This is a genomic window from Streptococcus suis (genome assembly GCA_022354845.1).
GTDB lineage: Bacteria > Bacillota > Bacilli > Lactobacillales > Streptococcaceae > Streptococcus > Streptococcus suis_AA.
This window is the reverse complement of sequence record CP031970.1, coordinates 483144-495916: the sequence shown is the minus strand read 5'-3', so window position 1 is coordinate 495916 and position 12773 is coordinate 483144. Positions and strand designations below refer to the sequence as shown.

Below are 12773 nucleotides of genomic sequence, written 5' to 3'. Positions count from 1 at the left end.
ATTCTTACTTTGATTCGCTATACCAGTCGTAATGGAAGACACCTTCTTTGTCTTTACGGTTATATGTGTGAGCACCAAAATAGTCACGTTGTGCTTGAATCAAGTTGGCTGGTAAGTTTTCAGCACGATAGCTATCAAAGTATGTAATCGCTGCAGAAAAAGTTGGTACAGGAACTCCTGCTTGAACTGCCAAAGCAACAACATCACGAACAGCCTGTTGGTATTTCGCTGTTACATCAAGGAAGTATTCATCCAAAAGCAAGTTTGCCAAATCTTCATCACGGCCGTATGCATCTGTAATTTTTTGCAAGAAGCGAGCACGAATGATACAACCCGCACGCCAGATTTTTGCGATTTCACCAAATGGTAGGTTCCAGTTGTTTTCTTTAGATGCTACGCGTAATTGTGCAAAGCCTTGTGCATAAGACATAATTTTTGAAAAGTAGAGGGCTTGACGGATTTTTTCGACCAATTCAGCCGTATCCCCTTCATAGGCAAACGGAGCTGGTTTTGGAAGAACATTACTTGCAGCCACACGTTCTTCTTTGTATGTAGAAATATACCGAGCAAATACAGACTCTGTGATCAATGATAATGGCACACCCAAATCAAGTGATGATTGGCTAGTCCATTTACCAGTACCCTTGTTACCAGCAGCATCCAAAATATAATCAACGATTGGTCCATCTTGACCTTCATCATCTTTGCGTTTCAAGATATCCGCAGTGATTTCAATCAGGTAGCTATCTAATTCACCCTTATTCCACTCAGTGAAAATATCAGCCATTTCATCAACAGACAAGCCGAGCAAATGTTGCATCAAATCATATGATTCAGCGATCAATTGCATATCTCCATACTCGATACCATTGTGAACCATTTTAACATAATGACCAGCACCATCCGGACCAATGTATGTAACACATGGCGCACCATCTTCTGGGGCTTTTGCTGAAATTTCTTCTAAAACGTCTGCTACCAACTCATAGGCTTCTTTTTGACCGCCAGGCATGATAGAAGGACCCTCAAGAGCACCTTTTTCACCACCAGATACACCTGTTCCGATAAAGTTAATTCCTGAGTTTGCTAATTCTTTAGAACGACGAATTGTGTCTTCATAGAAAGTGTTACCGCCATCAATCAAGATATCACCTTCATCCAAGTGTGGTAACAATGCTTGGATTGTTGCATCTGTACCAGGTCCAGCTTGAACCATCAACATGATACGGCGAGGTTTTTCAATAGAAGCAACAAAGCTTTCTACATCATAACTAGGTACCAAGTTTTTTCCAGGGTTGCTTGCCACAACATCCTCAGTCTTATTAGCAGAACGGTTATAAATGGCTACTGTATAGCCACGCGACTCAACGTTAAGCGCAAGGTTGCGGCCCATAACAGCCATCCCTACAACACCAAAATTTGCTTTTGTCATTAGTTTACTCCTCTTGTTAGTATCTTTTTCATTATACACCGAAAATCCAAAATTGACAAGAATTTTCTGATAATTTAACCATCCAAAGGCTTGGACTATTCATCCTCTTCAAATAGTCCTTGCAATTGAGCAAAGGGGCTATTAGCCTCTTTCTTTTCTTGTGCTTGCTGCTGGAAGGTTTCTTCTGTCATCAATGTCCATGATTGACCTGCCGGCAAGTCCTTTTCAGCTTCTTCATCAGGTGACAATACCTTGATTGGAATAGCTAGCAATATATTATCCGCCACGCTTTCATCTAGGACAATCTGATCATTCTCCACCACTAAAACCATATCTTCATCGATCAAATCTTGTTCTTTGAGTACGGCTTCGTTAGCTACAAACAGCTCATTGACCTCTTGAGTCTCATGTAAAACCACTGGTTGTAGTGAACGACTAGAAGCCAAGGTGATATCATAGGTCATCTGATAATCTAAGAAAAAAAAGCCTGACTCAAATCGAACATTACCAGATACTTGTACAGGTGACAATCCTAGAACTTCACTATTTCGTGCCTGCAATTCTTCATGTAAATCCAAGGTCTTTTCGAAGGAAATACCATCTGGATTTTTCTGAATATCATAAATATGAAACATTGTATTCCCCTATTCAACTAGTTCTGTGATGTAGTTGTAAACTTCTTGTCCAGCAACTGCTCCATTTCCAACTGCAGTTGCAATTTGACGAAGTTGATTTTGGCGAATATCGCCGATGGCATAAATACCAGCTTTGCTCGTTTCCATTTTTTCATTTGTAACGACCCAGCCAGCTTCATCCGTAATTCCTAAATCTGCAACCGATTCTGTCATCGGATTCAAACCAACATAGATAAAGACGCCACCAAAATCAAGTTCACTGAATTCTTCTGTTTTTACATTTTTAATAACAACACTTTGCACACGAAGATCATCACCCTTGATTTCTTCCACTACGCTATCCCAGATAAAATTTATTTTTTCGTTGGCAAATGCACGGTCTTGAATAACCTTTTGAGCACGAAGCTGGTCTCTTCGGTGAACAATGGTCACTGACTCGGCAAATTGAGTCAAGAATAAAGCTTCTTCTACCGCAGAATCGCCACCTCCGACAACCAAGAGTTTTTGACCCCTAAAGAAAGCACCGTCACAAACTGCACAGTATGAAACACCACGGCTATTGTAAGTATCTTCTCCAGGCACACCAAGCAAGCGATGTTTTGCACCCATAGCCAGAATGATTGACTTGGTTTCCAAAACGCCATCTTCAGTGATAACTTTTTTAATAGGACCATCCTCTTCAATTCGAATCAAGGTTCCAAAAATATGATCCACTCCAAATTTTTCCAGAGGCTCAAACATCTTTTCCGCCAAGGCAGGACCTGAGATATGGTCGTAACCCGGATAGTTTTCGATTTCAGCGGTATTGTTCATCTGTCCGCCATAAATACCACGTTCTAATAAGGCCACTTTTAGATTGCTCCGCCCCGCATACAGCGCTGCTGTCATCCCGGCTGGGCCTGCACCAATTACAATTGTATCGTACATGATTCTTTCCCTCTATACTTTTATCATCAAAATGATACTGACGACTCCAAAAGCCACAATCGGAATCGTCATAACATTAATCATCAGTAAATCAAATAAAAAGTCGTGTCGTTCTTGTAAGGTCTTATCTACGCTCTTGCTAGCGCGGATTAAAAACCAAATAAAACTAATCACAATAACAAAAATCGTTGCAATCAAGAGTCCTTGTAAATAAAAGCTTAAAATATTTTGTAACATTATATTCCCTCAGTACTCTTAAAAGGTTTGATGTTTCGCCTTCCGTTCCGCACGGCCTTTAGCACGCGCTTCAACCCGTTTGTTTTTCCGACGCTTCTCATCAACAGCCCACTGAATTTTCTTTTTGTAGCCGGGTTTGACTTTTTTCTTTTTCTTCTTGACCAAACCAATCATTTCCAAATCTAGTTTTTCACGAGACTTTTCACGGTTTACACGACGATCACGGTCATAGGTATCAACAAACTCACCATTTTTCATTTCTTTAGGCAAGAATTTGATATTTAGTTTTTCTAATTCTCGAATATCTTCATCATCACTCGGTTGATAAAGGGTAATGGCAATACCCGGTAAACCGTTACGTCCTGTACGACCGACACGGTGTACAAAGAAAGAAAGGTCCTGAGGAATGGTATCATTAATGACATGGCTGACACCCTCAATATCTATACCACGAGCAGCCAAGTCGGTCGCTACAATGTATTGATAGTCTAAGTTTTTCACTTGATTCATGATTCGTTTCCGCTCACGTGGCGGAACGTCCCCATGAATCTTTGCAACACGAAGACCGTTTTCTGTCAGATAGCTATGCAATTCATCCGCACGCGTCTTAGTATTCACAAATATCATTGCCAAATAAGGTTGCATGAGCTTGGTTGCCTCTAAAACCTGAGCATTACGGTCACGACCTTTTGTCGAAATCAACCAATTTTCAATCGTATCAGAAATCACAGTGTGGGTCTTGATTTGTTCCATAACTGGGTTGGACAAGTATTTTTTCAAAAATGGTTGCAGTTTTTGAGGAATAGTCGCTGAGAAGACCATAAATTGAAGATCTTTAGGCAAACTTCCAGCAATTTTATCCACTGTTTCTAAAAAACCCATATCCAGTGTCATATCAGCCTCATCCACTACAAAGATTTTCGTCTTGTGAATAGCAAGATTTCCAGATTGCACCAAATCATAAATCCGACCCGGTGTTCCAACGACTATATGGGGTTGCCCAGCTTGGAGCTTGTCAATCTGACGATTCTTGTCTGTACCACCTACATAATTGCTGACTCGAATTTCGGTTTCAGAATGACTAGCCAGCTGACGAGCTGCCTGATAGATTTGGGTTGCCAATTCGCGCGATGGTGCCGTAATAACTGCTTGAACTTGGTCTACTTCTTCATCTAATTTTTGAAAAATTGGAATCAAAAAGGTATGGGTTTTCCCTGATCCTGTCTTTGATTCTCCAATCAAGTCACGCCCTGACAAAACAACCGGTATCAATTTTTCCTGAACTTCTGTCGGCTGGACAAAGTTTATTTCTTTCAATGCCTCTTGAAGATAAGGCTTGAGCTTCATATCTGTAAATTTCATAGTTTCCTCTTTAGTTGTATTTCCCCCTATTATAGCACGATTTAGGTGGACAAGCAAAAAGGACGGATACCCGCCCTCATTAACTCTCAATTACTTCAGTAAATTCTGCCTCGATAATACCTAGTTCTTTTTCCTCTGCCAAACTAGCCTTGAAGGCTTCGCTGAGTTCTAGTTCGCTATCGAAATCACCATTTATTTTTTTCACAAATGTGTCTGCCAACATCCCTCCCATGGGTTGGAAAGTAAAATAGGTCAAACCTCCTGAAATCAGACCACCCAAAATCGGAACTGCATTGGCAATGGTCTTTTCAACAGTCTTTTTGGTAATTTTCACACCAATCACTGCGGCTACCTTTTTCACCAAGGGATACCAAGTTGTCTTGGTCAAAGCCTGCATAGCTACTTTTTTACCGATATTAGTTCCGACTGTCTTGGATACTTTATTGAGAAGAACTGCTGAACCAGCTGCTCCAAACATGACACCAATGTAGGCAATAATGCGGATTTGAACCTCTTCTGAAATTTCCTTCCCTTCACCAACAAATAATTCATCTTCACCAAAAAGATAAGCGATTTGTTGCGACAAATTCAAGGCAAAACCAAAATACTGAACTATATCAGCAGTACCTGCCGCCACCGCTGTAAATGGGTTCCCCGGTAAACCAGCTGCGAAAGAAATCAAAGATGTTTTCATAGTCATATCATTAATGATTTTTTCAGCTTCTTTACGCAAAGCTTTTGTAGTGAAGACCGCCGTTGGTCCATCCGCAATAATTTTATCTAGATAGGGACTATCTTTAAAACGAGTCTTCAAAAATTCTTCCCGATTGACTTTAACCATAGGAAGTCGACTAGCAGCTGTCATGGTTTGAATAACCACTCCATATAACTGTTCTTGATTGAATTGTTCCATTTCTATCCTCCACCAATTCTCTCACCATTTTACCCCCCCCGACCATATTTGTCAAGGTAAAAAACAGCATTTCTGCTGTTTCTGACATTTTATAGATAAAGAATAGCTAGGGTAATCAAGCTCATGATGAGACCGACTGACCAGAGGAAAAAGTCAACTTTCCATTCGCTCCATTTTTTAGCTTTTCCGGTCAATCCTCCAAGCTCCAAATGGTGATGGAAAGGAGTCATACGGAAAATACGACGACCTTCTCCAAAGCGTTTTTTGGTGTATTTAAAATATGAAACTTGCAACATAACAGAGGACGTTTCAATGACATAGACCAGGCCAATAAGGAGGAGAGTCCATTCTTGACGGAGGGCGATCGAAATTGTCGCCAACATACCTCCGAGCGCTAAACTTCCTACGTCTCCCATGAATATTTTGGCAGGTTTGTGGTTGTAAACAAAGAATCCAAGCAAACCACCAATCATGGTCAAGCAGACTAAAAGAATATCAAACTTCTGTTCTTTATAAGCAATAACAGAATATGCTAATAAACTAATGACAACTGAGATAGAGGCAAGTCCATCAATACCATCGGTCAAGTTGACAGCATTTGAAAAGCCAACCAACCAAAATAGTACAAAAGGAAAATAGAGAACTCCCAGATTTAGCATATAGCCAAATACGTTTAGTTCACCCCCACCAGCTCCTCGCACATGCACAAAGTAGAAGACAATGCCACCAAGGATTTGCAAGGCAAGCTTTTGCTTCGGATTCAAGCCTTCGTTAATTTTACGGAAAATTTTCAGAAAATCATCCAAGAATCCCACCAAACCATAAAGGGCTAAAATGAATAGAATGGCAATAACGCCACCAGTCAACATGTGAGTCGTTGCTGCGAAGATAAAACTAACCAGAATCGCAACTACTAGAAAAACAGTTCCCCCCATCGTCGGAGTTCCTGCCTTAAATTGATGTTGCTTGACATCTTCATGCATCTGTTGGCCTTCAATGCGTTTAGCTTGATAAAAAGTAATAAATCGAGGGATTAAGACTACTGTTGCCAAAAAAGCAACCAATCCTGACATAAGTGCAAATTGCATGTTAGTCTCCTAAAGTAATTGTAATTTTCTTTGTATTCATCAAAGCAGTTCCAACTTCAACACTCTGATCAACCACTTTTGAACCAGTACCCTTATAGGTCACCTCAATACCCGTCCATTCTGCAAAAAGATCCATATTCTCTTTGGTTAAGGCATAAAGGTCAGGCATTTCTTCAAATTTATTGGTTAACAAGAGAATCTGTTGATTCGCTGCGACCACGCTTCCTTTTTCCACAGAAACATTCTTGATTTCAGAACCGTTTCCTAGAATAACAGGTTGAACTAACTCCCGACGAAGTTCTTCAGCAGTTTCCCCTGGAGATTTACCGATCAGATCCGGTAATTTGTATTCAGTCTCTGTCGTTACTTGTGACAAAGCAGGAGCTGCAGAATCGAGATTCAAGCTATCTTTTAGTAACATTGCCTCTTTTAAAGTCGGATTGACAATATCACGCCACGACATAACATTAAGTGATTCCGGTTGTCGAATAGTTACATACATGATAAATTCTGGATCTTCGGCAGGTACCATTGCCACAACGGAGTTAATATAGGCACCCTTAATATACCCTTGCCCATCTTCACCGGCAATCTCCGCCGAACCAGATTTGACTGCAACATCATATCCATCAACAACAATTGAAGGTCCCTGCAAATCGTATGAATAGAGTGACCCAAATACAGGATCCGTTCCGACATTAATCATATATCCAAGAGTATCGTCCGCCGCTTTTTCTGAAACAGGATTTCCAACTTCTTCCACTTTAGAAAGTCGAGCTGTATCCGTGTTCGGATCATATAGAGCTGAGATAAATTTTGGTTCCAACATGATACCGTTATTAGCAATTGCTGTAAAACTGCGAAGCATCTGTGTTTGGGTGGCCGATATACCTTGTCCAAAAGTTGACATGGCAATCGTTACAATATTATCCTCTGGAATCAATCCTGGCGCCTCATCACCCATACCAAAACGAGTTGGATAGCCATAGCGGAATTTGGTTAAATAATTCAACCATTTCTCGTCACCCATTTTTTGTTGAAGCAGTGTCATTCCAACGTTACTGGACAGAGAGAAGCCTTGTGCAAAGTTTAGTGTGACCGCAGAGTATCCAGCATTGAGTGTCCAGTCATTAATTTTTGCGTCTGCAATCACATATTCATTGTTGGTATAAGTTTCATTTGGATCGAAAGTTCCGTTATCAATAGACGACGCTACAGTAAGAACTTTCATAGTCGATCCTGGTTCATAAGCTTCTTGATATAGCAAGGAGCGTTCTAGCAGTCCTTCAGCACCAAGCCCTTCTTTTGTATCTGGGTCATAACTTGGGCGTTGTGTTGTAGCTAAAATTTCACCTGTTTTCGCAGAAACTAAGGTAGCATTTGCATACTTACCTTTAGCATTGTTAAAGAAAGTATCCATATTTGTTTCAAGCGATCTTTGCAAATCTGCAGACAGAGTAGTGTACACATCTTGACCATCAATTGTCTCAGTCACGACCTCTTCAGTTCCTGGAAGAACACGGCCCTGACTATCTTTTTCATACACAACTTTACCGTCTTGTCCAGCCAAAATATCATTTAAATAATATTCTAACCCACTTACTCCTTGCAAACTATTGCTTCCATCAGAGTTTTCAACCGGATTGGCTAATCCAACAAATATGGAAGCAAAGTTTCCATTTGGATACATTCGACCAGGACTGGCGTTAAAATGAATTCCTTCAATTCCAGCAGCTTTCATCTTTTCTTGAATCGTAGTCATAGTATTATAGGAAATGTTTTTTCCTAAAGTACCAAAATAGACTTGATTCAAATCTTGTTGATTTAATTGCTTAAGAACATAATCCTCCTCCATTCCAAGGTACTGATTAAATACTTGTGCCACTTGATTAAATTGGGACGACTGGACATACAAGATTTCTTTTAACTCAGAAACATATTCCTTGTCAATAATCGCATAAACCGTATAGGTTGTTGAATCTTCTGCAATTGGAACCCCTGTGCGATCATAAATGGTTCCACGTTTCGCCTGTACAGTAACCTCTTTCTGATGAACTGCTTGCGCTCCTTCAGAAAGATCAACACCAAATTTCGAATCTGTACCTATAATAATCGCAAAGTTAATCAGGAAAATAAAAAATACAAAAATCGACACTATCAGTAAACTTTGTCCAACTCTCCGCCGATTTTTGGAAGGAATATAGCGATTTTTCAAGACATATCGCAAGAGTTTATTGTTTCTTCTGGGCATTACTCTGCTACTCCAATATTATCATTATTAAAAGATAGTCCTGCCTTCTCAGCAATCTCCATCAATCTTGCCGAACGGAGTAATTCGTTGGCAGCTTGTTTTGCATCATTAATTTCAACTTGCTTTTGACTAATTTCTTGGTTGACCTTAGCCATTTCTGATTGAACTTGTAAGAGCCTTGTTTGCAAAAAGACAATTCCAATCGCTAAAACAATACCCGACATAATAATACTAGTATAGAAAGCTTTTTCAACGCGATCAAATGTTTTTATCTTATCACCGATAACTCGCATAGTGGCTTCTCTACGTTTTTCTTGCAACATAGACTCTCTCCTATTTATGTACTTTCTTAGCAACACGCAGTTTGGCTGAATGCGCGCGATTATTTGCCTCTAATTCTTCTTGACTCGGTAAGATAGGCTTACGATTGACCAATTCAAGTGGCGCCTTCAAGTCATCTGGAATAAATGGCAAACCTTTTGGAACATCAATCGTACTTGCTTCTTTGAAGAGTTGTTTGGTCAACCGATCTTCTAAAGAATGGAAAGTAATAACCGAAATCCGTCCATCCAGAGCCAATAAGTCAATGGCCTGCTGGATAGATTCGTCTGCCGCTCCCAACTCATCGTTGACCTCAATCCGAATAGCTTGGAAAATCTGCTTGGCAGGGTGCCCCTTTTTCTTTAGCTCTTTCGCAGGCTTAGCTGATTTGATTAATTCAGCCAACTCTGTCGTTGTTTCGATTGGTTTTATTGCACGCGCTTGCTCAATTTTACGAGCAATCTGCTTGGAAAACTTATCTTCTCCATACTTGAAGAAGATTTTGACCAATTCATGATAGTCATATGTATTGACCACATCATAAGCTGTCAAATGTCCCTCACGATTCATCCGCATATCGAGCGGAGCATCTTGTTTGTAAGAAAATCCACGCTCCCGCTCATCCAACTGTGGACTAGATACTCCTAAATCATAACAAATTCCATCAATCTCTGTTACACCTAACTCTGCCAAGCGCACTTTGAGGTGACGGAAATTATCCTTAATAAAAGTAACCTGTCCTTTTTCAATATAGGATGCTAAGCGAATGTGAGCATGATCAATAGCAGTCTGATCCTGATCGAAAGCATATAGATGCCCCCCATCCGTCAACTGACTCAGCAAGTACTCACTGTGACCAGCCCCGCCCAGCGTTGCATCTACATAAATTCCGTTTGGTTTGATGTCTAACATATCGACTGTCTCATGCAAGAGAACAGTTGTGTGATTAAATTCCTTGGTCATATCTTTTCTATTGTACCACAAATTAAATCAAAAAGATGTTGCAAACTTTTTACAAAAAATATGTCAAATATAGTTGACAACTTATATGAACAGGTATATACTAACAGTAAAGAAATATGTCGCATATAGTTGACATCAATAGAGAGGTCTCCCTCATTTTTTACAACCAACCGTCGCATATAATTGACATCGTGCATAAGGATAGCTAGTCTATCCTCTCTCTTTACAATAGAATGTCGCATATATTTTACACGAAAGGAGAACCCATGAACCGTGTCAAAGATTATCGCCTACTGCTAGGTATTTCCCAGCTGGAACTAGCCAAAGCCATCGGCGTATCCAGGCAAACCATTAACATGATTGAAAACAACAAATACAATCCCTCGCTAGACCTCTGTATCAACCTAGCCAAAGCTTTACAGACTGATCTCAATAGCCTCTTTTGGAATGAATAGAAAGGAAAATATCATGAAAAAGAATACACGCAAAAACTTTAACTCTACCCTTATTTTTATCCTCCTCTTTGTCCTCTTTCAGCTTTGGGGCAATAGCAGAGCAGACATCTGGCAAATCATCAACCACTCCTCTGGTTTCTCTTTGCAGGTTTTGTCCTAACTTTCTCCATTGTATTTTTCGCTGGGAAAATACAGCCACTTCATGCTGGATTTTGGGGAATGTCAGCCATCCTACTCTTCTATAAACAATTGAAAAAGTAATCTGTATCCAACATTTTACAAAGTAAGTTTTTTTCTATACAATAGACTGTATATGACATTCAAATCCATTCTCAAACAATTCAAATTATTTGACTATCTATTAATTGGACTGACCCTTCTATTATCCTTTGTCCCAGCATTTTTTACATACACGCATTTAACGTCACAGTCAAATGAAACTAAAATCATTGCATATGTTAGGATAAACGGGGAGGTCGTCGATCAATTTGAATTGTCAAAAGATACTCCACATCAAGAAATTACCTATTATCCAAACGAAGGACAATACAACATCATTGAAGTTGATGGCGAACGGATTCGTGACAAAGAGGACAATAGTCCTGACCAGATTGCTGTGATGACTGGCTGGATTAGCCAACCAGGTGAACTTTCCGTTTGCCTGCCTCACAATCTCCTGATTGAAATTAAAGCTGTCGGTGGGGACAACTCTGAGGAAGAAGAACTCATTTTACCATTATAATAAATAAGACACAGTCAATAGTGTACTGACCCCAAAAAGTTAGACAAAAAATATTAGTGAAAGGATTTAGTTCTGTACTGAACAGGACTAAGTCCTTTTAGTTTTGCTTTAATGCGTTTATTGTTGTAGTAAAAAATATAATCAGTGATAGCTTGCTCTAGTTGGTCCAGTGACTTGAAATTCTTCTCAAATCCGTAAAACATTTCTGTTTTCAAAATGCCAAAGAAGGACTCCATCATGCCATTATCCGTGCTAGTTCCCTTGCGAGACATGGACGGACGTATGCCTTTACTGGCAAGAAAACGATGATAAGCTTCATGTTGGTATTGCCAACCTTGGTCGCTATGGAGAATGGTATTTGGGTAAGTTTCCTCAGGAAAGGCTTTATCAAGCATAGTCTTGACTTGTATGAGGTTGGGAGAACGTGACAAGGCAAAAGCAATAATTTCGCTATTATAGCCATCCAGAACAGGTGATAGATAGAGTTTTTCAGAACAAATTGGCAGAGTGAACTCAGTCACATCTGTATAGCACTTCTCAAAAGGCTTAGCTCCTTCAAAGATTTTTTCAATGAGATTGGGAGATTTCTTGCCCACATCCCCCTTGTAAGACTTGTATTTCTTACGTCGACGAATACGAGCAGTCAATCCTAGCTCCTTCATCAGCCGTTGTACTTTCTTATGATTGACAGAAAATCCACGATTTCTTAACTCAAGGTGAATGCGACGGTAACCATAGTTTCCCTTATGTTCATCGTAAATGGCTTGAATTTCAGCTTTTAACTCCTTATCTTTATCTGGTTTATCCAGTTGCTTGACTTGATAGTAATAGGTAGAAGGAGCTAATTGAGAAATAACCAGCAGTATATCTAGTCGGAATCCTTCTGCGACCATCTCTCTAACTGTTTGAGCCTTTCTTGCTCTCTGGCTTCGTCCCTTAAACGAAGCTCCCTCAACTTTTTTAGGTAAGCCACCTCAGTGCGTAAGCGCTCATTTTCCTCCTGAAGTCGCTCTAACTCCGTCATCTCTTCCCAGGTTTTCTTTGGTTTACGCCCCATCTTTGGTGGCCTCCCTCTTGTTTTCTCAACAATAGTATACCCGTTTTTCTTGTATTGTGCTATCCAGTTTGGAAGAGTTCCACGATTTGGCAGGGCGTAGTCAAGCGAGACGGAGAGGACTGACTGCTTATCAAGAAGTACTTTATCAATCATTTCCTGCTTGAGTTCTGGAGAATAATAGGTATTCTTTCCTTTCTTGACAATGTTTATTCCATACCTATCGATCAGTCGAAGCATATATTGGATAACAGATTCTGCAATATTAAACTGTTTTGACAAGTTCTTGATAGACTGACCACTTTGACGTAGTTCATAGATTTCGATTTTGTCTTCATAGCTCAATTTCATAAAAATAGCACCCCAAAAGTTAGATTTTTTCTGTCTAACTTT

At 39.9% G+C, this 12773-nt stretch carries 13 protein-coding genes; 2 read left to right on the top strand and 11 right to left on the bottom strand.

Translation table 11 applies throughout. The features are described 5' to 3' along the window. Positions 1-4: 4 nt before the first annotated feature. The 10 genes from D2A30_02640 to rsmH form a co-directional block, all read right to left on the bottom strand. On the bottom strand, positions 5-1432 hold the full coding sequence (locus tag D2A30_02640; protein ULL20563.1) for an NADP-dependent phosphogluconate dehydrogenase: 1428 nt from the start codon (positions 1430-1432) through the stop codon (positions 5-7). Between the two features lie 95 nt (positions 1433-1527). Next, on the bottom strand, positions 1528-2067 hold the full coding sequence (locus tag D2A30_02635) for a DUF177 domain-containing protein (GenBank protein ULL20562.1): 540 nt from the start codon (positions 2065-2067) through the stop codon (positions 1528-1530). Between the two features lie 9 nt (positions 2068-2076). Next, entirely contained in the window at positions 2077-2994 is a 918-nt protein-coding gene (gene trxB, locus D2A30_02630) for a thioredoxin-disulfide reductase (protein ID ULL20561.1), read from the bottom strand. 12 nt (positions 2995-3006) lie between these two features. Then, the gene (locus D2A30_02625; GenBank protein ID ULL20560.1) at positions 3007-3231 is read right to left on the bottom strand and encodes a DUF4059 family protein; all 225 of its coding nucleotides are present in this window, start codon (positions 3229-3231) and stop codon (positions 3007-3009) included. 18 nt (positions 3232-3249) lie between these two features. Next, positions 3250-4593: a DEAD/DEAH box helicase gene (locus D2A30_02620; GenBank protein ID ULL20559.1), complete on the bottom strand. Its 1344-nt coding sequence runs from the start codon at positions 4591-4593 to the stop codon at positions 3250-3252. Between the two features lie 79 nt (positions 4594-4672). Further along, positions 4673-5506, bottom strand: coding sequence for a hypothetical protein (locus D2A30_02615; GenBank protein ULL20558.1), 834 nt, complete (start codon positions 5504-5506; stop codon positions 4673-4675). Positions 5507-5595: 89 nt separating this feature from the next. Further along, positions 5596-6594, bottom strand: coding sequence for a phospho-N-acetylmuramoyl-pentapeptide-transferase (locus D2A30_02610; protein ULL20557.1), 999 nt, complete (start codon positions 6592-6594; stop codon positions 5596-5598). A gap of 1 nt (position 6595) precedes the next feature. Continuing rightward, positions 6596-8845 carry a penicillin-binding protein gene (locus tag D2A30_02605; GenBank protein ULL20556.1) on the bottom strand — a complete coding sequence of 750 codons (2250 nt, stop codon included), beginning with the start codon at positions 8843-8845 and terminating at the stop codon, positions 6596-6598. After that, entirely contained in the window at positions 8845-9168 is a 324-nt protein-coding gene (ftsL, locus tag D2A30_02600) for a cell division protein FtsL (GenBank protein ULL20555.1), read from the bottom strand. The genes D2A30_02605 and ftsL overlap by 1 nt, the downstream gene beginning before the upstream one ends. 10 nt (positions 9169-9178) lie before the next feature. Continuing rightward, the gene (gene rsmH, locus D2A30_02595; GenBank protein ULL20554.1) at positions 9179-10129 is read right to left on the bottom strand and encodes a 16S rRNA (cytosine(1402)-N(4))-methyltransferase RsmH; all 951 of its coding nucleotides are present in this window, start codon (positions 10127-10129) and stop codon (positions 9179-9181) included. 266 nt (positions 10130-10395) lie between these two features. Here rsmH and D2A30_02590 point away from each other — a divergent pair, with 266 nt between their 5' ends. Both D2A30_02590 and D2A30_02585 read left to right on the top strand, forming a co-directional pair. Beyond that, positions 10396-10584, top strand: a complete 189-nt coding sequence (locus tag D2A30_02590) for a transcriptional regulator (protein ULL20553.1) — start codon at positions 10396-10398, stop codon at positions 10582-10584. A 313-nt stretch (positions 10585-10897) separates the two neighbouring features. After that, the gene (locus D2A30_02585; protein ID ULL20552.1) at positions 10898-11326 is read left to right on the top strand and encodes a NusG domain II-containing protein; all 429 of its coding nucleotides are present in this window, start codon (positions 10898-10900) and stop codon (positions 11324-11326) included. 53 nt (positions 11327-11379) lie between these two features. On the opposite strand, the gene D2A30_02580 is transcribed toward D2A30_02585, so the two are convergent. After that, positions 11380-12731 (bottom strand): IS3 family transposase gene (locus D2A30_02580; GenBank protein ID ULL21975.1). Its coding sequence is split into 2 segments (ribosomal slippage): positions 11380-12275 and positions 12275-12731, totalling 1353 coding nucleotides; the frame shifts between segments, so codons are not numbered across the junction. Positions 12732-12773 lie beyond the last annotated feature (42 nt).